Below are 19,867 nucleotides of genomic sequence, written 5' to 3'. Positions count from 1 at the left end.
CCGCCCGGCGACGCGGGGGGCGGCGACGGCGGCAGCGGGAAGCACCGCTTCACCTTCCCCAGCGCGCTCACCATCCTCGCCCTCGTCACGGTCGCGGTGTGGGCGCTGGCCTTCGCGATCCCGTCCGGCGAATACCGCCGCAACGCCGACGGCAAGCCGATCCAGGGCACCTACCACCACGTCCCGTCCGGGCTGAGCTTCGGCGGCCACCTCAAGGACCTCTTCCTCTCGCCGGTCAACGGCCTCTACGGCATCCAGGACGCGAAGACCGGCGCGGTCGGCCCGGACAACACCGGCGACCTGTACGGCAGCGCGGGCGTCTTCCTCTTCGTGCTCGCGATCGGCGCCTTCATCACCGTGGTCTTCGCGACCGGCGCGCTGGACCGCGGCATCGCCCGGCTCGCGCACGCCCTGCGCACCCGTGGCGCGCTGCTGATCGCCGGCATCATGGTCGTCTTCTCGGTGCTCGGCACGGTCGAGGGCTTCGCCGAGGAGACCCTGGGCTTCTACGGGCTGATCGTGCCGCTCATGCTCGCGCTCGGCTACGACCGGATGGTGGCCACCGGCACGATCATCCTCGGCGCGGGCGTCGGCGTGCTGTGCTCCACCGTCAACCCGTTCGCGACCGGCGTCGCCTCCTCGGCCGCCGACATCTCGCTCGGCGACGGCATCGTGCTGCGCTTCCTGATGTGGATCGTGCTGACCGCCGTGACGGTGGCCTACGTCGTCCGCTACGGCCGCCGGGTGCAGCGCCGCCCCGAGCGATCGATCAGCGGCTTCCTGCCCGGCGACCGCGAGCACGGCGAGCAGAGCACGCAGGAGCCGCCGGAGCTGACCGGACGCCACAAGGCCGTGCTCGCCGGGGTGGCGCTGGTCTTCACCTTCATGATCTTCTCGGTGGTCCCCTGGTCGAGCGCCCTCACCGGCAAGGCCGACGCCGTGCCGTACGGCTGGGAGCTGGACTGGTCCTTCGCCGAACTCGCCGCGCTCTTCATCGTGGCGGCCGTGCTCGTCGGGCTGCTCGCACGGATGGGGGAGCAGAAGCTCAGCTCCACGATCGTGCAGGGCGCCGCGGACTTCATCTCGCCCGCGCTGGTCATCATGCTGGCCCGCGGCGTCACGGTCATCATGAACAACGCCAAGGTGACCGACACCGTGCTGCACGCCATCGAGGGCGTGGTCTCCGGGTCCTCGAACGCGGTCTTCGCGATCATCGTCTTCGTCGTCAACCTGCCGCTGGCCTTTCTCATCCCCTCCACGTCCGGGCACGCCACCCTCGCGATGCCGATCCTCGCGCCGCTCGCCGACTTCGCGGGCGTCTCCCGCTCGGTCGTCGTCACCGCCTGGCAGTCCGCGAGCGGCTGGATGAACCTGTGGGTGCCCACCACGGCCGTGACGATCGGCGGTGTCTCGCTCGCCAAGGTCCGCTACGACCAGTACCTGCGCTTCATCTGGCCGCTGCTGGCCATCCTCTTCGTGCTGATCTGCGGATTCGTCTCGCTCGGCGCCGTCGCCACCTGACGCGGGCGGCCTCCGGTCCGCCGGGCACGGCAAAGTATGCAATTGCATCGGGAATTGCAGCCGCACTTGCGGGGTAGACCCACCGTGCGGACACCGTGCCTGACGGTGCCCGTGCGGCGGACGAGCCGGCGGAAGCGAGCCCGAGAGGCGGTACGGCCATGACCGAGCAGTTCGGCAACGGCGTCCAGGCCAGCAGCATTTCCGGAGTGGAATGGATCAAGAGCGCCCGCAGCAACCCGAGCGGAAACTGCGTGGAGTTCGCCCGACTTCCCGACGGAGGGGTGGCGGTTCGCAATTCCCGCTATCCCGACGGGCCGGCTCTGGTATACACGCAGGAGGAGATAACCGCATTCGTCGGAGGCGCCAAGGACGGCGACTTCGACACCTTCACGGCGTGAAGCCTGCGGTGTGACGCCCGCAGGGGCGGGTCGCGGGCTTCGCGGAGCAGTACCGGCCGTCCGGTACCACTCGGGGAGCCCGCATGTCCGTACAGCCGCAGCCCGCCTCGCCCTTACCCCTGTTCGAGCGCCGCCCCGAGATGGGCGCCCGGGCCATGTCCCGGGTGCTCGGCACCTACCTGCGCACCCTGCGGGAGAGCCGAGGCTGCTCCCCGGCGGCGGCCGGCGCGCACATCCGCGCCCACGCCTCGAAGATCAGCCGTATGGAGACCGCCCACGTCTCGCTCAAGGCCCGCGACGTCGACGAACTCCTGCACCTCTACGGTGTCGGTGAGGCCGAGCGCGCCGAGATCGGCCGCCTGGTGCAGCGCGCCACCGGCCCCGACTGGTGGCAGCCCTACGGCGAGATCGTGCCCGACTGGCTCCAGCAGCTCATCGGCCTGGAGCGGGACGCCCATCTGGTGCGCAGCTACGAGACGCAGTTCGTGCCCGGCCTGCTCCAGACCGAGCGGTACGCGCGGGCCGTCGTGCAGAGCGGCCACCGCCTCGCACCCGCCGCGGAGAACGCCCGGCGCGTCGACCTGCGCCTGGAGCGGCAGCGCCGGATGACCGAGCCGGGCGCCCCCGTGCTGTGGGCGCTCGTCGACGAGGGCGTGCTGCACCGCCCGGTCGGCGGCGCCGACGTGATGCGCGAGCAGCTCATGTACCTGCTGGAGGTGCTGCGGCAGCCCGGCGTACGGCTGCAGATCGCCTCCTACGCCGCGAGCGCCGCGGCGACCCCGGGCACATCCGTGACCTACCTGCGCTTCGCCCAGGGCTTCCTGCCGGACATGGTCTACCTGGAGCACATGACCAGCGCGCTCTACCTCGACCGGCTCGCCGACGTCGACCACTACCGGGCCGCGCTGGACGAGCTGAGCGCGCTCGCCGCGACCCCGGCGGCCAGCCGGGTGCTCCTGGAGCAGGCCCTGCAGCGCTACCGCTGACCCGCGGACGGGGGAGTCGCGGGCGGCGCGGCCAGCCGGTGGAGGAAGGCGCGGGCGGCGGCCGTCAGCCGATCCGGCCGACGCCGCCGTACTCGATCCACTCCATGCTCGGCTGCCGCGGCACCAGGTCGGAGTCCGGGCGCCACATCGACACCTCGACCAGCCCCGGCTCCAGCAGCCGGGTGCCCGCGAGGAAGTGCCGGACGTCCGCCTCCCGCCGCACCTCGCCCCAATTCCCGTCCGTGGTGCGGTCCATGAACTCGGTGACGCCGCGCCGCGTCTCCTCGTCCTCGCTCACCAGCTGGCACACCACCAGGAAGCTGCCGGGCGGCACCTTGGCCGCCGCGCGGCGCACCACCCCCGCCGGGTCGTCGCGGTCCGGGATGCAGTGCAGCACCGACACGAAGAGCACCGCGACCGGCTGCTCGGTGTCGATCAGCCGCTCGACCTCGGGGTGCGACCACACGGCCTCGGTGTCGCGCATGTCCGCCTGGATCACGGCGGTGTTCTCGTTCTGCTCCAGCAGCGCCCGGCCGTGGGCGAGCACGATCGGGTCGTTGTCGATGTAGACCACCCGGCACTCCGGGTCGACCCGCTGGGCCACCTCGTGGACGTTGTCCTGCGTCGGCAGGCCCGAGCCGTGGTCGACGAACTGCCGGATGCCGTAGTCCTCGGCGAGCCGCCGTACCACCCGGCGCAGGAACGACCGGTTGTTCACCGCCAGCACCTTGGTGCTCGGGACCTGCTCCAGCAGCTCCTCGGTCGCCGCCCGGTCGGCCGGGTAGTTGTCCTTGCCGCCCATCAGGTAGTCGTACATCCGCGCCACACTGGGCACGGTGACGTCGATGCGGTCCGTGAGCGGGACATACGCGTCGTCCATCGGGTCCTCGCGGCATCTCCGGCCCGGCACAGCCGAGGTGAAAGTGAGCTGGAACACTTCCATCCTAGGCACCCGCGGGCCGTCGGGCGACATCAACTGCCCCACAGGGCACGCCTCGTGACGTCCCGTGGCATTCAACCGGCGTTCAGCGCGCCGGGTATTGCACCACCGTCACCGGCACGGTGGCGGTGCCCTCCGCCGCGCCACCGTGGTCGTTGACGACGTGCTCGATGACCCCGGCGCCGTTCAGCGACACCGTCAGCAGGTCGTGCAGGCGCACGCCGTCCGCCACCGGCGCCTCGAAACCGCTCCGCACCCGGATCTCCGGGTCGACGGTGAAGAAGCAGTAGCAGCCGAGCCCCCACGCCTCGTGCTGCCGCACCTGCTCCGCGACCTTGTAGGCCGGGTAGCCGTCGGCGCCCGGACGGCGGTAGGCGGCCTGGTGCGGCGGGTCGTAGGGCAGCTCGCTCTGGAACATCACCGTACGGCCGTGCTCGCCGTTCCAGAGCACGTTCTCCCGCTGGAAGTGCTCCACGAACAGCCCCGTCGCCAGCACGTTGTCGCCGTTGACGACGACGCCGTGCTCCGCGGTGTTCACCGTCCAGCCCACCCCGCTGCCGTGGTCGGCCCGCCACGCCCAGACGTGGTCGATCAGCACGTCGTCGCTGCCCACCACCAGCGCGGTGCCGGTACGCCCCGGGCCCGCGCCGCCGACCCGGAAGAACACGTCCTGCACCGACGTCGGGTCCTGCGGGTCACTGCGCCGCCCGCGGCCGCCGCCGATCTCCAGCAGCGCCCGCGACTCGGCCTCGGCCGCGTCGAAGAGCAGCCCGGCGATGCGCACCCCGCGGACGTTCTCCACCCGCATCGCCACCGCGCCGGTGACCGGGGTCAGCGTCGCGAAGCCGAGGCCGAGCACCACCGTGCCCGCCCACTTGACCCGGATCGTGCCGGTCAGCCGGTAGATGCCGGGGGTCAGCAGCAGGTGCTTGCCCTGCGCCAGCGCCTTGTTGATGGTGCGCACCGAATCCGTCGGCCGTGCGACGAAGAACTGCTCGATCGGGATCGAGCTGCCCGGTGTGTGCCCCGCGCTCCACGTCGCGCCCGCCGTGTCGTGCCGCAGCGCGGGCAGGAACACCCGGTAGCCACCGGTCGCGTCGACGTAGAGGAAGGGCTTCTCGCGGCTGACCGGGGTGGTCGGCACGGTGGTGTACGGCGGCTGCGGGAAGGACTGCTCCGGTGCGCCCGTGACGCCGCAGAAGACCTGGTTCCAGACGCCGTTGGACCAGCCGCCGACCGTGCTGTTGCGGGTCAGCCACTGCTGCTGCGAGGCGTTGACGACCTCGCCGTCGACCACCGAGTCCGCGATGTAGCCGCCGCTCGCGAAGCCGCCCTGGCGCGGGGAGAGGTGGAGCTGCCCGCGGATGTGCACCCGGCGCAGCGGCGCCGCCTGCGAGACCGCCCAGCGGTTGGCTCCGCCCGCGGGGTTGACGGCCAGATTCTCCGCCGAGCGCCAGAAGTTGGTGAGCGCGCTGTCCCCGCCGCCCGGCTGCGGCCGGCCCTCGACGCGCACGGCGCCGTTGATCGTCACGTCGTCGGGCGACAGGCCCAGGCCCGCCACCGAGGTGTAGTAGCCGAGTTGGGCGTCCACGTCGTAACTGCCGGGCTTGAAGAGGAAGGCGAAGCGGGCGGTGCCGAATTCGCCCACGACCTGCTGCTGGGCGGCGGCGTCCAGCGCGGCCTGGATCTCGGCGGCCGGTGTGGCCGGGTCGAAGACCCGCACGTTCGGCCCGAAGTCCGGCTCCGGGGGCGCCGGTCGGCGCTCCTGCCCGCGGGCGGCGGCGGGCGCGGCGGCGGCCCCGACCGGCACCGCGGAGGCGAGTGCGGCGGTCGCGAGGAAGGAGCGGCGGCTCAGCCCGCCGGCGTCGGGGTCGAGATACGGGTCGACCGCCGCGCCGGTGCGGAAGCCGGTGCCCGGGGTGGTGGCCGACGTGGTGGTGGTGCCGGTGGCGGTGCCCGTGACGGAGTCGGTGAGTTCACTGCCCGCAACCCTGAACGACGACATGACGACGACCACCTTCCGCGACTGTCTGCGACCTTCGTACGACCCGGGACCGGCAGCCCCACGGACCGCGGGCGCGTGAGAGCGCTCTCTTGCGACGTACCCTGCGGGCTGCGGGAAGCCGGTGTCAAGATCCGGTGAGAGCGCTCTCGGGCAGGTGTGACACCGCTGCTCACAGCCGTACCAGCCGCCCCGCGGCGCCGTGTCCGGGCGCCTGCCGCGCCGCTGGCGGCTTCGCTCGCGGCGCGCCGGTCCATCGTCGGGAAAACGGCTGTGACCTGCGGTTTCACACCGATCGGCACGATCTGCCGACGGCGCCGGGGACGCGGGCGCGGAGCGTGCCGAAGCGGACGCGGGGCGCCATTACGGTGTCGTAACTGTTACGTGTGCGTCAGGTCGCGGGCTTCTGCTGCCGGGTCGTCAGCGGGCGGTCGCGACGGGGTGCCGCAGGCCGAGCCACTGCTCGGCGTCCCAGGCCGTGAACCGCTCCACCTCCGTGAAGCCCAGCCGCGCCGCGAGGCGCATCGAGGCGGAGTTGGCGGTCTGGGTGGCGAGCACGACCGGCTCGCCGGGGAGTTCGGCGTCCAGCCAGCCGAGTGCCGCGTGGCACGCCTCGGCGGCGTACCCGGACCCCCACGCGCGCGGCAGGAACAGGTAGCCGAGATCGGCCTTCCCGGCGGCGGCCGGGCGGCGTTCGGCGGGGGCCCTCCTGAGCAGGATGTGCCCGATCATCGACCCGTCGAGCGTGACGACGAAGCTCCCGGGCCACTGCTCGGGCACCTCGGGCAGCTCGTTCTCGAGGTCGGCCCGCGGCCGGGGGCCGCCGAGGTAGGTGTGCACCTCGGGCGACGAGAGCAGTTCGACGAAGGCCGCGCGGTCCCGCGCCTCGGGCGCGCGCAGCACCAGCCGCTCGGTGGTGATCGGTGCGGGTGGCCATGCGGCCGGCTGCAGATGGTCCATCAGCGCACGCTAACAGTGGGGCCGTTCGGCCTGGATGGGAAATCCGGTACCTCTCCGAGCGGTGGGCGGGCCGCCGCGTCGAGGGGCTCGCCGGTACGGGCCGGGCTCCGGCTCCGGGCGGCTGGCGGGGCGTGCGCGGCCGAGCGGGGTTGTCGGGGTGCTTCACGCGGATGTGCAGCCCGGCGCCGCGGTGCGGGCGGGGCCCGGTGCTCGTACGCGCCGCGCCGAGGCCCCCTTGCCGGCGGTCCACGCCGCGCGGGAAAGCCGGTGTGGCCAGGGCCCCTGGCTCTGTGCGGGGGGCGTGGTCAGGCCCCCGATCCTGCCGGTTGCCGGGCTCCGGCCCCGCGCGGGTGGCAGGTCATGTGCGGCCTGCCCGGCTGGGGGCCTTCACGCGGACGGGCAGCCCGGCGCGCCGCGGTGCGGGCTCTGCGCGCGTTCGCGCCGTGCTGACGCTCTCCTGTTGGCGTACCGCGCCGGGCGGGCCCTGCGCGCGGATGCGCCGGTCGACGTGAGCGCCTTCTCCAGGCGGAGCGTTGCGTGGCCGCCGTCCCGGGCTCAGCCCTTCGACGCCTCCGCGGTGCCGGGCGCCGGTTCGGGCGCGGGGGGCCGCCCGCCGTCCGGGGTACGGGAGTGGGCGCGGGTGCGGGACGCGAGGGCTGCCGCGGCCAGAGCCGGGACGACGAGCAGCCCGAACGCGCAGGCGAACGGCGGAAGTTGCCCGCCCGCCACCGCCGAGACCGCGCTGAACAGCGCCGAGGCGAGCGCCAGGACGACCGTCTGGCCGAGGTTCTGGGACGTCTGCATGGCCCCGCTCGCGTAGCCCTGGCCGCCCGCCGGGGCGTGGCGGAGGGAGAGCAGGGTCAGGGACGGCGCCGCGAGCCCCATGCCCGCGGCGGCGAGCACCATCGAGGACACCGCCGCGGCCGCGGGCACCGCGGGGAGCGTGCACAGCCCGGCCAGCGCCACCGCGGCCGCCATCACCCCCGAGCCGAAGGCCACGAGCCGGTGCCGCGCCACCCGCCCCTGCGCGCGGCCCTGCACCCAGGACGCCCCGGCCCAGGCCAGCGCCGCCCCGGTGAACGCGAGCCCCGTCACCACGCCCGGCACCCGGCGGGCCGTGCTGAGCATGAGGGGCACGAACGCCTCCAGGGTGAAATACGCACCGGATGTCAGCGCCCGCAGCAGCACCGTCGCGGGCAGCCCGCGCCCGGCCCGCCAGGTGTGCGCGGGCAGCAGGCGCGGGGCGAAGGCCACGAGCAGCGCCAGGCCGGCGGCCGCGCAGACCGCGTGCGGGACGTCCCAGGCGGAGACGCCGTACTGGGTGAGCGCCGCCGCCGCGCTCACCGCGGCGGCGGCGGGCAGGGCGGGCCGGCGTACGGGCACCTGCGCGTCCGCTCCCGTGGCCGGATCGACCGTTGCCCCGCGCAGCAGGAGCACCGCGGCCGCCGCCGGGAGCACCGTGAGCCCGGCGAGGCCGAAGAACACCGCCCGCCAGGACCACCACGCCGCCACCAGCCCCGCGAGCGGCGGACCGGCCAGCGAGGGCACGATCCAGCACGCGCTCATCAGCGCCAGCGCGCGGGCGCGCAGCCGGTCGGGGTACGACTGGCCGACGGCCGCGTTGACCGACACCGCCACCAGTCCCGCCGCGACACCGTCCGCGAAGCGGCCGAGGGCCAGTTGCCAGATGTTCGGACTCGTCGCCGAGACGAGCAGCGTGAGGACGGTCAGGACCACGCCGGCGGTCAGCGGCCGCCGTGCTCCCGCGCGGTCCGCCCACGTCCCGCCGAGCACCCCGCCGAGCAGGCTCGCGGCGACGAACGCCCCCGCCACCAGCGGATAGAGGGCGACCCCGTCCAGATCCCGCGCGGCCAGCGGCAGCATCGGCATCACCGCGAGCGCGGCGAAGCCGGTCAGGAACATCACCGCCGCGAAGCTCGCCGTGGCGGCGAGGTGAGCGCGGTCGAACAGCCCGGCGGGCGCGGTGGACGCGGTGCGCGCGGCGAGCGCGCGGGATGCGGGACGGCGGCGGATCACCCGGGCACGGTAGGCGGGGGCCTGTGGTCCAGGCCAATGCTTTTGGCGCGTGCGCGGCTTTGGCGTGATCCTCGCGGGTCCCGCGGGCGGCTTTCGTGCGGGCCCCGCATGGCGGGTGCGTGGCTCTGGCGTGGTCTTCGCGGGTCCCGCGGGCGGCTTTCGTGCGGGCCCCGCGTGGCGGGTGCGTGGCTCTGGCCTGATCCTCGCGGGGCCCGCGGGCGGCTTTCGTGCGGTCCTCGCGTGGCGGGTGCGCGGCTCCGACGTGGTCCGCACACGGACCGTGCGGCTTTGGTGTGGCCTGCGCGTGGCTTTGGCGCAGGCCGTACGTGGCGCGTGCGCGGCTTTCGTGCGGGCCCCGCGGTGCCCGCGTGGTTCTCGGGTTGCGCTGCGGTGGCCGGTTGCCGCCCGTCCGTATGCGGGGCGCCGCGGTCGTGTGCCGAGGAGGCGGCCGCCGCCTTCGACCTGCTCGGAGCGAGGCCCCCGGCGGGACGCCGTCGCGCGGCAGCCGCCGGATGCGGCGCCGCCCCTGCGGGCGGGGGCGCGCGGCCGTCCCGCCCGGGCAGGGCTACGGCGCCAGCTGCCGCTCCATGCACACCAGCTCGTCCCGCTCGTCCCAGGAGGTCACCACGGCGAAGCCGAGCCGCTGGTAGAGGGCGATCGCGCCCTCCCGCCAGCTCCACACCGACAGCCGCACGCTCGTCGCGCCGGCCGCCGCGGAGTGGGCGAAGGCCGCGGCGAGCAGGGCCGATGCGATGCCGCGGCCGCGGAATGCGGGGTCGGTCCAGAGGCGCTTGACCTCCGAGCGGCCGGCCTCGGGGGCGGTCACGACGACGCAGCCGGCGGCGGTGCCGGCGCTCATGGCCACCAGCACGGTGTCGCCCGCGAAGGCCGCGCGCGGGGCCTCGACCTCGGCCCGGTAGCGGGACGGCAGGCCTTCCACGTCCGCGACAGGCGCGCCCTTCTCGGACTCCGTCCGCAGGTGGTAGGCGGCGAGCAGCGCGGACAGCGCCTCGTCGGAGGGGCCCTCCGCGGGCCAGCGGACGAGGGTCGTGCCGTGCGCTTCGCTCATGCCGTCAGCATGCCATGTCGCAGGTCAGGGCCCTCGCGGGGCTCTGACGCTGCCTTCGCGGGGGCTGACCGCGCTCACGCGGCGGCGGCTCGGCAGGTGGGTCGGGTGCCACTCCGGGGGTACCTCCTCGGAATGCGCGTTGATCCTCTTCCGTGTCCGGTGCCGGACCGGGAAGCGCATTCCTGCGGGGGCACCCCGGATCGTCACCCTCCCCAGGTCTCGTCGGCGGCCGTCTGCCGGTGGGGGGTGACGTTTCGGGGGCCTCCTCACTCGACGGCGTTGAGCATCGCCGTTGCGATGTGGTCCGCGGCGTTGCGGTGGCCACGGGCGTTGGGGTGGACGAGGGCGATCTGGTCGGGGACGCGGGTGAAGATGCCGTCCACCCACTTGCCGGTGTCGCAGACGCTGTGGTTGGCGGAGGAGTCGTAGAGGTTGACGAAGCTCGTCGCGTCCTGGGTGGCGGTGGACTTCTCGATGGCCCGGTTGAGGGGTTCCACGACATCCTGGCGCAGCCAGTCGAGGTCGCCGCGGGTGATGGAGCCGAACTGCTCCAGGTCGTTGTACCGGCACTTGGAGGTGTCCTGGGGGATGACGGTGGGGTAGCCGACAGCCAGGATCTTCGCCTTGGGAGCACGCTCGTGCAGCACGGTGAGCATCTCGTCGTACTGGCTGCTCACCTTGGCCAGGCCGGCGGGGATGCCGGCGGCCAGGGCGTCCTTGCACGGTGTGCCCGACCCGCCGCTTTCCGCGCCCAGTTGCAGGCACTTGAGCAGGATTCCGTCGAAGCCGAGGGTGTTGCCGCCTACGCCGACGGTGATCACGTCGGTGCCGGGGCCCACGGCGGCGGACTGCGGCGGGACCGGCGGGAAGGGGTAGTCCGGGTCCTCGGAGAAGGGCGGCAGGTGGCGGCCGATCGGCTGCTGGGCCCGGGAGGTGACGTCCTCGATGGTGGCCGCGCCGCAGCTGACGTTGGTGAGGTCGAACAGCGAACCGAGGTCGCGGTCGATGACCTGGGGGTAGGACCGGTCGGTGCGCTCGCAGCCATCGCGCGGGATTTCGAAGGTGTTCCCCGCGGCCGGGATGACCCCGGCGGTGTAGGAGTCGCCCAGGGCCACCCACTGGTAGGCGGCGGCAGCGGCGGCCGGGCCCGCGGCGGCGAGCTGGGCGGGTGCGAGGGCGGTGGCGGCGAGTGCGACGGCGGAGCCCAGCAGAGCGAGGGGCTTGCGGAGACGGAGCATGGTTCCTCCAAAGCGAAAAGTTACCGTCCGCAGTTAATTGCCTTCGGAGAGTAACTGTCGCTCGACACGCCAGAGTTTCCACGCGTAGGTCATGGACGGCGCCGCGCCGGGCTCGTTGTTGCGTGCCGCGGGTGGTGACCGACGCCGGGGACGCTCAGGACGGTTGCTCGGCGCGGCTCTTGATGCCGTCGCCCTCAAGGGCGAGGTAGCGGCGGATGGTGGAGCCGAGGAGGAAGGCGAGGGGCCAGGAGAGGGCGCCGGACTGGTCGAGGGTCAGGGAGAGGCGGGTGGCGGTGCCGTCCGGTTCGAGGACATGGCCGCCGCGGGAGGCGGCGCCGGGCGCGCGGGTCTCCCAGGTGAAGGACGTGCCCTCGTCGAGAGCCGTGACCTGCCAGATCGCCTCGCGCAGCCGGGGCTGGCGTACGGCGAAGCGGGCGCCGAGCGTGAGGTCGGGGCCGGCGAGGCCGCGTACGGAGGTCATGGACGGTGTCAGCTCCGGCCACTTCTCCGGGGCGGAGAGCACCTGCCAGACCCGGGCGGCGGGTGCGGCGATCGTGACGGCGTACGCGTAACTGGGCAACGGGGCTCCTTCCGGCCGGACCCGGCCAGGTTACCGACGCGCCGTCGGCTCGTGAACGGGCCGCTGCCGGGCCGTCCTGCGGTAGCGGCCGGGCGCCTCGCCGTACCAGCGCCTGAAGGCGTGCGCGAAGGCGAATTCCGAGGAGTAGCCCACCCGGACCGCGACCGCCGCGAGCGGCTCCGCCGACTCCGCGAGCCGACGGGCGGCGAGCGTCATCCGCCACCACGTCAGGTACGCCAGCGGGGGGCGCCCGGTGAGGCCCGCGAAGCGGCGGGCGAAGGCGGCGCGCGACAGGCCCGCCTCGCGCGCGAGGCGTTCGACGGTCCAGGGGGCCTCCGGGGCGCGGTGCATCGCGCGCAGCGCGGCGGCGACCGGCGGGTCGGTCAGTGCCGCGCCCCAGCCGGGCTCCGGCGGGTCCTGCTGCGCGCGGTCGGCGATCCATGCGCGCAGCGCGTAGAGCAGGAGGGCGTCGAGCAGCGGGGGGATGAGCGCGTCCGTGCCGAGCCGCGGGCGGTCCAGCTCCCCGGCGAGCAGCCGGACCGCGGCCGTGACGTCCGGGTGCCGCGCGGGGCTCGCGGGCAGGTGCAGCACCGCGGGGAGCCCGTGGAGGAGCGGGTGGACGTACCGCGGGTCGAGCCGGTAGCCGCCGCTGAGCAGTACGGACGCGGGTCCGTCGCCGGGTGCGGCGTCCGGCGGGGTGCGCTCGCCGCCGCGGGGGCCGGGGACGTGGGCGCCGCGCCGGGGCTGTGCGGGTGGGCCGCCGCGCGCCGGGCGGGGTGCCTCGGGGCTCGCGCCGTCGCCGTAAGGGGTGGTCGCGGCGCCGGGGGGCAGGGGCCGGGCGAGCGGGTCGGCGAGCAGGTGGCCGGAGCCGTGCGGGACGAGCAGGACGTCGCCGGGGCCGGCGCGTGCGGCGGTCGGGGTCCGTACCGGCGCGGGCGGGAGCGGGGGCGGCCGGCCGGCGGGGTGCGGGCCGCCGAAGGCCGCCACCGCGGTGCGGGCGCCGCCGTCCGGGACGGCGCCCGCCTCCTCCGCGGACCCGCGCAGCACGCACGCGCCGTGCAGCACCACGTGGACTGCCACCGTGTCCGGCGCGGGCGCGAACTCCCGTGCCCAGGGAGCGGAGTAGCGCACCAGCGACGACCGCGGCCGCCCGGTCCGGGCCGCCGCGACCACGTCGCTCAGCACATCCACTCCGGGACGCTACCCCGCATCGAGACGCCCACGCAGATTGCCGGTACGCGCCCGTACGCGCCGTCTTCCGGAGGCGCCGGCTCCGGGGCCGCGCGTCCCGCGGGCGAGTGCGGGCGGATCCCTTGACTTTCCGTCATGCCTCAGTACCGTCATCTTGCTTAACCGGTACAGACGAGAGTCGCCATCCGGCTCCGCTGTCACCCGAACAGCCTTCCTGTCAGGGAACGTCCGGACATTCCGAGGAGAATGCATGACACTCCCAGCACGACGCTTCTGGCTGGCGGCCCTCGCCGCGGTGACGACGGCACTGATGGCCGCGCTCCTCGCCGTCGCCGCACCGGGCCCCGCCCGCGCCGCCACCACCGGCTTCGTCCAGCGGTGCGGTACGCACTTCTGTGTCGACGGCAAGACCGCCTACTTCGCCGGCGCCAACTCCTACGACCTCTTCACCTTCGGCAGCGGCTCGGGCGACACCGAGACGCAGTACATGGACAAGGCCGCGATCGACAGCGAGATGGCGAACATGGCCGCGGACGGCGTCACCGTTGTCCGCACCTGGATGTTCGACCACGAGCAGTGGCACGGCTTCGAGCCGGCCAAGAACACCATGAACGAGCAGGAGTGGGCGGAGTTCGACTACATCCTCTACTCCGCCGCGCAGCACGGCCTGCGGGTCGTCCCGGCGTTGGAGAACTACTGGACGGCCTACGGCGGCGTCAACGCCGTCCTGGGCTGGGAGGGCGTCTCCACCGCCAACTCCGGCTACTTCTTCGACTCGTCGAAGTGCCCGGGATGCCTCGCCGACTACGAGTTCTACGTCGACTACGCGCTGAACCGGGTCAACCACTACACGGGTGTGGCCTACAAGGACGACCCGACCATCTTCTCCTGGGAGCTGATGAACGAGCCCCGTTACCAGGACGTCAACCCGGCCGACAATACGGTCGGCGCGACCTTCCGGGCCTGGGAGGACAAGGTCGGCGCCCACATCAGGGGCATCGACCCGAACCACATGATCGACAACGGCATCGAGGGGCAGGGCAGCGCGTACGGCTACGGCAGCGACAACGGCGTGCCGTACACGTACGAATGCCAGTCGGCGTACATCGACTTCTGTTCGGCGCACATCTACCCGACCGAGGGCTGGGCGAACCTCTCGGTGAGCGCGACGCAGGCGCTCGTCGCGAAATACATCACCGACGCGCACACCGGCGCCGGAAAGCCCTTCTTCCTGGGCGAGTTCAACACCTCGGCGAGCACCCGCAGCACGTACTGGCCGGCCATCTACAGCACGATGGAGTCGGGCAACGGCGACGCCGACGCCTTCTGGTGGTACATGAACAGCAGCAAGGACGGCAACTACGGGGTGATGCACGGTGACGCGGTGCTGAGCTACTTCACCGCGCACTCCAACGCCGACAAGGCCAAGAGCGGCGGCGCCACGACCCCGCCGACGACACCCCCGACCACACCTCCCACCACCCCGCCCACCACGCCGCCGACGACACCCCCCACCACGCCGCCGACCACGCCTCCGACGACCCCGCCCACGGGCTCCTGCGCGGTGAACTACCACATCGACGACTGGGGGAGCGCCTTCAACGCCAGCGTGACCGTCACCAACGGCGGTTCGGCGCTCAGCAGTTGGAGCCTGGTCTTCTCCTTCCCCGGCGGTCAGAAGATCACCAACATCTGGAACGGCGTGGCCACCCAGAGCGGCAAGCAGGTCACCGTGGCCAACGCGTCCTACAACGGCACCCTCCCCGCGGGCGGCAGCGTCGCCTTCGGCTTCAGCGCGTCCTCGACGTCCGGCACCAACGGCGTCCCGGCCGCCTTCACCCTCAACGGCAAGGCCTGCACGGTCTCCTGAGGCCGGTCCGCGCATCCGTACGGTCCCCCGCCGCGCAACCCGCGGCGGGGGACCGTATGCGTCCGGCGACCCTACTTACCCGGTTCAGCGCGCCGCCTCCGCGCCATGTGCCGCCGCTCCGTGGACCGTTGACGGCGCCGGGCCGCGCGGTGACTATGGGAGCGCTCCCATTCCCCCCACGTCAAGGAGCCGTCCATGCGCGTACCCGCGCACCACCGCCGCCGGCCGCACCGCAGACTGGTCGCGGCGCTCGCCGCCGCCGTCACCGCGGCGCTGGTGTCCGTCCTGACGATGCTGCCCGCCCCCGCGGCCACGCCCGCCGCCGCCCAGGCCGACGTCACCGGCAACGCCACCCACTTCGACGGCCTCGGCCAACCCTACGGCGGCTGCGGCATGCCCCAGTCGGCGCTCGACATCCCGGACTTCGTCGCGCTCAACGTCTTCGACACCCCGGGCGACTACACGATGTACCAGCGCCCGGTGCCCGCCTCGCAGAGCTCGATCATCGGCGCCTGGGACAACGGCCACAACTGCGGCCGCTACGTGCAGGTGTCCATCGGCGACTACTGCACGGGCACCAACGACGGCGCCGCCGGACAGCCCTTCTGCCGGGGCGGCAACTGGACCTCGGACCAGTACGACGGCGCCACCCTCACGATGCTGGTCGCCGACAGCTGCGCCGACCCCAACGCGTGGTGCCGCGACGACCCGAACCACCTGGACCTCGACACGGCCTCGCTCGGCCACTTCACGAAGAACGGCAGCGCGGTCAGCGGTCTGGCCGACCACTGGAACAACCGCCAGGTGTCCTGGCACTACGTCGAGGCGCCCGGCTACACCGGCGACATCAAGATCGGCTTCCTGCAGGGCGCCCAGCGCTACTGGGGCGCGGTCTCCGTCTCGCACCTGCCCAACGGCATCCACGGCGTCGAGTTCTACTCCGCGGGTGCCTGGCACGACGCCCAGATGAACGGCGACATGGGCCAGTCCTTCATCCTCGACCCGATCACCGAGGGCGGCACAGACTTCCGCATCCGGGTGCGCGACGTCACCGACTCCTACGTCTTCGGCGGCCGGACGTACGACTTCTCGCTGCCCGCGTCCTGCTCCGGGCAGTGCTCGGCGGCGTACACGGCCACCGACTACACCACCGGCGGCGGCGACGGCTCGACCCCGCCGACCACGCCGCCCACCACGCCGCCCACCACCCCGCCGACGACGCCCCCGACCACGCCGCCGACGACCCCGCCCACCTCGCCGCCCGCCTCCGGCGGCTGCGCCGCGGCCGTGCACGTCAGCAACTCCTGGTCCGGCGGCTTCCAGGCCGACGTGACGGTGCAGAACACCGGCACCCGGCAGATCGGCGGCTGGGCCGTACGGCTGACGCTGCCCTCCGGCGTCCAGGTCGCGAGCGTCTGGAACGCCGCCGTGGACGCGTCGGCGCCCGCGACGACGCTGCGCAACGTCTCCTACAACGGCACCCTCGCGCCGTCCGCGAGCACCTCGTGGGGCATGACCCTGAACGGATCCGCCGCGGATCTCGGCACCCCGGTCTGCACCGCCTCGTGACGGCGCCCGCGGCCGGCTGACGGACCGGCACCGGAGGGCCGCCGTGCGCACCGCGCGCACGGCGGCCCTCCGGCGTCCCCGGATGCCCGCGCACAAATGGCGGGCCGACCAGGGCGCCCATAGCTTCGAAGCGCGTCCGCGCCGCCCACCCCCGAGGGGGCGAGACGGCGGGCACCATCCGAAGAAGGCCCTGGGACCTTGCGCAGCGCTGTCGCTCTGCCGGGTCGAGAAAGGCAGGTCGAAGCGATGCTCGTACGGCACAGCACATACCTGGCGGGAGTCATGGCGGCCGCGGCGCTCGGCGCCGGCGTCATGACGGCGCCCGCCGCGCACGCGGCGGGAAGCCTCCACGTGGTGCGCGCGGGCCAGTCTGTCCAGGAGGCGGTCGACGCGGCCGCCGACGGGGACACCGTGCTGGTGATGCCCGGCACCTACCGGGAGAGCGTGCAGATCACGCGGAACGTAACGCTGATGGGCGCCGCTCCGGGCCAGGTCACGATCACCGCCCCGGCCGGCCAGGGCGCCGGGTCCGCGCCCGCGGCGCCGCCGAAGAGCACCGCGGCCGCGGCCGCCGGCCACATGGACACCACGACCTCCACCACCGGCGCCGACACCGGCAAGCAGGCCCCCGCGCCCGCCCAGCCGCAGGAGGGCACCGCCGTCAGCGGCACCACGACCCAGGCCGCGTGCGCCGCCGCCGGGCACGGCGTGTGCGTGACCGGCGCCGCCGGGAAGCCGCTCACCGCCGTCCGCATCGAGGCGCTCGACATCACCGGCTTCCGCGCCAACGGCATCGACGCCTCCGGTACCGACCGCATGGTCGTCCGGCACGTCCTGGTGCAGGGCAACGGCGCCCAGGGCATCAGCCAGGAGCGGTCCACCCGCGCGGTGCTGAGCGACAACCGGGCGGTCGACAACGGCCAGTCCGGCATCTTCGTCGCCAACCTCGTCAGCGAGGAGGGCGGCGCGCTCGACACCCGCGGCACCGTCATCTCCGGCAACACGCTGACCGGCAACCGCATCGGCGTCACCGTCCGCCGGGCGCGCGTCCTCACCGTCGAGGACAACACGGTCTCCGGCAACTGCGGCGGTGTCTTCGTCGTCGGCGACGAGAACAACCCCAAGGCCGGCGACCTCGACATCCGCGCCAACCGGATCACCGAGAACAACAAGTTCTGCGCCGCCAGCGGCCGGCTCCCCGCCATCCAGGGCACCGGCGTGCTGCTCACCGGCGCCGAGGACACCCGCGTCACCGGCAACACCATCAGCGGCAACTCCGGCGCCTCGCCCATGTCCGGCGGCGTGGTGCTCTTCCCGAGCGAGGTCGGTGTCGCCAACCTGCGCGACCAGGTCAACGACAACACCCTGACCGGCAACGTCCCCGCCGACATCGCCGACCGCGACACCAAGGGCTCGGGCAACACCTTCAGCGCGAACTCCTGCGCCGTCTCCCAGCCGGCCGGCCGGTGCTGACCGTACGCCACGCCGGTCCGCCGCGCGCACCGCGGCCGCGTCCGATCCCGCCCCCGACCCGGCACGACCGAAAGGGCCGACCATGACCATGACCCGACCGGCCGCCGCGACCCCGGCCACCGCCGCGGCGCCGCAGGCCCCGCCCGCACCGCCGCAGCACGCCCCCGACCAGTCCGTGATGCGCATGCGCGAGCTGGTCTTCGGCGCCGCCTGCGCCGCGGCCATCCGGGCCGCCGCCCGGCTCGGCGTCGCCGACGCGCTCGGCGACGAGCCCGCCACCGCCGAGGAACTGGCCGCGGCCGTACGCACCGAGGCCCGGCCGCTGGGCCGGCTGCTGCGGGCGCTGGGCAGCTACGGCGTCTTCGCCGAGCAGGGCGACGGCCGCTTCGCGCACACCGCGATGTCGCGGATGCTGCGCGAGGACGCGCCCGACTCGCTGCGCAACATCGCCCTGTGGTGCACCGAGCCGTGGACGTGGGAGGCCTGGCCGCGGCTCGACGACGCCGTGCGCACCGGCCAGGACGTCGTCACCGACCTGTACGGCAAGCGCTTCTTCGAGTACCTGCACGAGGACGCGCCCGACTCCGCCGCGGTGTTCAACAAGGCGATGACCCGCTCCAGCATGCAGTCGGCCCGCGACGTGGTGGACAGCCTCGACCTGACCGGCATCGCCTCCGTCGCCGACATCGGCGGCGGCCAGGGCCATGTGCTGGCCGGGCTGCTGGAGCGCTACCCGCAGTTGCGCGGCACCCTGCTCGACCTGCCCAAGGTCGTCGCGGGAGCCGACCCGCGGCTGCGCGAGGGCGGCACCCTCGCCGACCGCGCCACCCTGCTGCCGGGCGACTGCCGCACCGAGGTCCCGGTGCAGGCCGATCTCTACGTCATCAAGAACATCCTCGAATGGGACGACGACAGCACCCGCAGGACGCTGCGCAACGTCGTGGCGGCCGCCCGCCCCGGAGCCCGGGTGCTGGTGATCGAGAACCTGGTGGACGACAGCGCCTCCATGCGGTTCACCACCGCCATGGACCTGCTGCTGCTGCTCAACGTCGGCGGCCAGAAGCACACCAGGGAGAGCCTGGTCACGCGGATGACCGAGGCCGGTCTGCAGGTCGGCGAGGTGCGCCCGGTGGGCCCGTACCTGCACGCCTTCGACAGCGTGGTCCGCGACGCCTGACCCCCGCCCCGCGACCGTGCGGGAACGACGGCGGCCGGCCCGGAAGTTCACGGGCCGGCCGCCGCCGTTCGGGGGAGTCAGGCCTTGCGCGAGGACGTCAGGTGCGCGAAGACCACGACGTTGTCGGTGTAGTCGCGTTTGCTGCGGTCGTAGCTGCCCCCGCAGGTGATCAGGCGCAGTTGCGGATCGGGGGTGTCGCCGTAGACCCGCTGGTCGGGGAAGTCGCCCTTGGAGAACTGCTCGACGGAGTCGACGGTGAAGACCGCCACCGTCTTGTCCGCCCGGGTGATCTCCACCGGGTCGCCGGGCTTGACCATGCGCAGCATCAGGAAGACGGCGGGACCGGTCTTGGTGTCGACGTGCCCCGCCACGATCGCCGGGCCGCGCTCGCCCGGGCTGGGGCCGTCGGCGTACCACCCGACGAGGTTCTTGTCGTTCGCCGGGGGCGCGCCGAGATTGCCCGCGGAGTCCAGGTGCAAGGTGGTGAAGGGCGCGTTCACCCCGATGCCCTTGACGACCAGCCGGGTCGGGGCGGACGCCGGCAGCGGCGGCACGGTGACCATGGGCACCGGCGCGATGGCGCTCTGGCCGCTCGCGGAGGCGCTGGGCGGCGCCGCGGCCGAGGCGGGCGGGGCGGGCAGGCCGCGGCCCGCGGAGTCGACCGAGTTGTAGATCATCAGGGCGCCGATCGCCGCCGAGGCGAGCGCCCACCGCATCGTGCGGGAGCGCGCGCGGGGCGGCCGGGCGTCCGCCGTGCCCGCGGGCGGCGGCGGGTACTGCTGGTCCATGGGGTTGGGTGCCTTTCCTCGGGCCTTCCCCGGGCTTCCTCGGGGCCTTGCCGCGGCCCGCGGGCGGA

General features: G+C 73.7%; 16 protein-coding genes. 7 read left to right on the top strand and 9 right to left on the bottom strand.

The window, feature by feature from the left end; translation table 11 throughout:
* Window positions 1-72: 72 nt before the first annotated feature.
* The 3 genes from ACH4SL_RS30190 to ACH4SL_RS30180 all read left to right on the top strand — a co-directional run bounded on the left by ACH4SL_RS30190 (window position 73) and on the right by ACH4SL_RS30180 (window position 2,905).
* A complete protein-coding gene (locus ACH4SL_RS30190) occupies window positions 73-1,521 on the top strand; it encodes a YfcC family protein (protein WP_398451420.1) in 1,449 nt (482 codons plus the stop codon).
* Between the two features lie 158 nt (window positions 1,522-1,679).
* On the top strand, window positions 1,680-1,919 hold the full coding sequence (locus tag ACH4SL_RS30185; RefSeq protein ID WP_398451298.1) for a DUF397 domain-containing protein: 240 nt from the start codon (window positions 1,680-1,682) through the stop codon (window positions 1,917-1,919).
* 83 nt (window positions 1,920-2,002) lie between these two features.
* Window positions 2,003-2,905, top strand: coding sequence for a helix-turn-helix domain-containing protein (locus ACH4SL_RS30180; protein WP_398451296.1), 903 nt, complete (start codon window positions 2,003-2,005; stop codon window positions 2,903-2,905).
* Window positions 2,906-2,969: 64 nt separating this feature from the next.
* Here the strand turns inward: ACH4SL_RS30180 and ACH4SL_RS30175 are convergent, their stop codons facing one another.
* The 8 genes from ACH4SL_RS30175 to ACH4SL_RS30140 form a co-directional block, all read right to left on the bottom strand.
* Window positions 2,970-3,785, bottom strand: a complete 816-nt coding sequence (locus tag ACH4SL_RS30175; protein ID WP_398451294.1) for an SAM-dependent methyltransferase — start codon at window positions 3,783-3,785, stop codon at window positions 2,970-2,972.
* A 145-nt stretch (window positions 3,786-3,930) separates the two neighbouring features.
* A complete protein-coding gene (locus ACH4SL_RS30170; RefSeq protein ID WP_398451292.1) occupies window positions 3,931-5,850 on the bottom strand; it encodes a coagulation factor 5/8 type domain-containing protein in 1,920 nt (639 codons plus the stop codon).
* A 417-nt stretch (window positions 5,851-6,267) separates the two neighbouring features.
* Window positions 6,268-6,807, bottom strand: a complete 540-nt coding sequence (locus ACH4SL_RS30165) for a GNAT family N-acetyltransferase (RefSeq protein ID WP_398451290.1) — start codon at window positions 6,805-6,807, stop codon at window positions 6,268-6,270.
* A gap of 555 nt (window positions 6,808-7,362) precedes the next feature.
* The gene (locus ACH4SL_RS30160; protein WP_398451418.1) at window positions 7,363-8,730 is read right to left on the bottom strand and encodes an MFS transporter; all 1,368 of its coding nucleotides are present in this window, start codon (window positions 8,728-8,730) and stop codon (window positions 7,363-7,365) included.
* Between the two features lie 679 nt (window positions 8,731-9,409).
* Window positions 9,410-9,913: a GNAT family N-acetyltransferase gene (locus ACH4SL_RS30155; protein WP_398451288.1), complete on the bottom strand. Its 504-nt coding sequence runs from the start codon at window positions 9,911-9,913 to the stop codon at window positions 9,410-9,412.
* Window positions 9,914-10,179: 266 nt separating this feature from the next.
* A complete protein-coding gene (locus tag ACH4SL_RS30150) occupies window positions 10,180-11,151 on the bottom strand; it encodes an SGNH/GDSL hydrolase family protein (protein WP_398451286.1) in 972 nt (323 codons plus the stop codon).
* Window positions 11,152-11,305: 154 nt separating this feature from the next.
* Window positions 11,306-11,731 (bottom strand): SRPBCC family protein, encoded by a 426-nt coding sequence (locus tag ACH4SL_RS30145; protein ID WP_398451284.1) that lies wholly within the window; start codon window positions 11,729-11,731, stop codon window positions 11,306-11,308.
* Window positions 11,732-11,761: 30 nt separating this feature from the next.
* Entirely contained in the window at window positions 11,762-12,922 is a 1,161-nt protein-coding gene (locus tag ACH4SL_RS30140; protein WP_398451282.1) for an AraC family transcriptional regulator, read from the bottom strand.
* A gap of 250 nt (window positions 12,923-13,172) precedes the next feature.
* Here ACH4SL_RS30140 and ACH4SL_RS30135 point away from each other — a divergent pair, with 250 nt between their 5' ends.
* The 4 genes from ACH4SL_RS30135 to ACH4SL_RS30120 all read left to right on the top strand — a co-directional run bounded on the left by ACH4SL_RS30135 (window position 13,173) and on the right by ACH4SL_RS30120 (window position 19,011).
* Window positions 13,173-14,792, top strand: a complete 1,620-nt coding sequence (locus ACH4SL_RS30135; protein WP_398451280.1) for a cellulose binding domain-containing protein — start codon at window positions 13,173-13,175, stop codon at window positions 14,790-14,792.
* Between the two features lie 195 nt (window positions 14,793-14,987).
* The gene (locus ACH4SL_RS30130) at window positions 14,988-16,361 is read left to right on the top strand and encodes a cellulose binding domain-containing protein (RefSeq protein ID WP_398451278.1); all 1,374 of its coding nucleotides are present in this window, start codon (window positions 14,988-14,990) and stop codon (window positions 16,359-16,361) included.
* A gap of 246 nt (window positions 16,362-16,607) precedes the next feature.
* The gene (locus tag ACH4SL_RS30125; protein WP_398451276.1) at window positions 16,608-17,834 is read left to right on the top strand and encodes a nitrous oxide reductase family maturation protein NosD; all 1,227 of its coding nucleotides are present in this window, start codon (window positions 16,608-16,610) and stop codon (window positions 17,832-17,834) included.
* Between the two features lie 82 nt (window positions 17,835-17,916).
* A complete protein-coding gene (locus tag ACH4SL_RS30120; RefSeq protein WP_398451274.1) occupies window positions 17,917-19,011 on the top strand; it encodes a methyltransferase in 1,095 nt (364 codons plus the stop codon).
* 77 nt (window positions 19,012-19,088) lie between these two features.
* Here ACH4SL_RS30120 and ACH4SL_RS30115 read toward each other — a convergent pair whose 3' ends face one another.
* The gene (locus tag ACH4SL_RS30115) at window positions 19,089-19,799 is read right to left on the bottom strand and encodes a class F sortase (RefSeq protein WP_398451272.1); all 711 of its coding nucleotides are present in this window, start codon (window positions 19,797-19,799) and stop codon (window positions 19,089-19,091) included.
* Between the last annotated feature and the right edge of the window lie 68 nt (window positions 19,800-19,867).

Origin of the sequence: Streptomyces sp. NPDC021020 (assembly GCF_044333285.1) — a bacterium.
GTDB lineage: Bacteria > Actinomycetota > Actinomycetes > Streptomycetales > Streptomycetaceae > Actinacidiphila.
The sequence above is the reverse complement of the archived record's forward strand: the minus strand, read 5'-3'. Positions and strand labels throughout refer to the sequence as shown.

Bases quoted from the DNA above. Each gene is read 5' to 3' on its own strand.
- ACH4SL_RS30185 (WP_398451298.1), top strand. From the start codon at position 1,680: ATGACCGAGCAGTTCGGCAACGGCGTCCAGGCCAGCAGCATTTCCGGA.
- ACH4SL_RS30180 (WP_398451296.1), top strand. From the start codon at position 2,003: ATGTCCGTACAGCCGCAGCCCGCCTCGCCCTTACCCCTGTTCGAGCGC.
- ACH4SL_RS30175 (WP_398451294.1), bottom strand. From the start codon at position 3,785: ATGGACGACGCGTATGTCCCGCTCACGGACCGCATCGACGTCACCGTG.
- ACH4SL_RS30170 (WP_398451292.1), bottom strand. From the start codon at position 5,850: ATGTCGTCGTTCAGGGTTGCGGGCAGTGAACTCACCGACTCCGTCACG.
- ACH4SL_RS30165 (WP_398451290.1), bottom strand. From the start codon at position 6,807: ATGGACCATCTGCAGCCGGCCGCATGGCCACCCGCACCGATCACCACC.
- ACH4SL_RS30160 (WP_398451418.1), bottom strand. From the start codon at position 8,730: ATGTTCCTGACCGGCTTCGCCGCGCTCGCGGTGATGCCGATGCTGCCG.
- ACH4SL_RS30155 (WP_398451288.1), bottom strand. From the start codon at position 9,913: ATGAGCGAAGCGCACGGCACGACCCTCGTCCGCTGGCCCGCGGAGGGC.
- ACH4SL_RS30150 (WP_398451286.1), bottom strand. From the start codon at position 11,151: ATGCTCCGTCTCCGCAAGCCCCTCGCTCTGCTGGGCTCCGCCGTCGCA.
- ACH4SL_RS30135 (WP_398451280.1), top strand. From the start codon at position 13,173: ATGACACTCCCAGCACGACGCTTCTGGCTGGCGGCCCTCGCCGCGGTG.
- ACH4SL_RS30130 (WP_398451278.1), top strand. From the start codon at position 14,988: ATGCGCGTACCCGCGCACCACCGCCGCCGGCCGCACCGCAGACTGGTC.
- ACH4SL_RS30125 (WP_398451276.1), top strand. From the start codon at position 16,608: ATGCTCGTACGGCACAGCACATACCTGGCGGGAGTCATGGCGGCCGCG.
- ACH4SL_RS30120 (WP_398451274.1), top strand. From the start codon at position 17,917: ATGACCATGACCCGACCGGCCGCCGCGACCCCGGCCACCGCCGCGGCG.
- ACH4SL_RS30115 (WP_398451272.1), bottom strand. From the start codon at position 19,799: ATGGACCAGCAGTACCCGCCGCCGCCCGCGGGCACGGCGGACGCCCGG.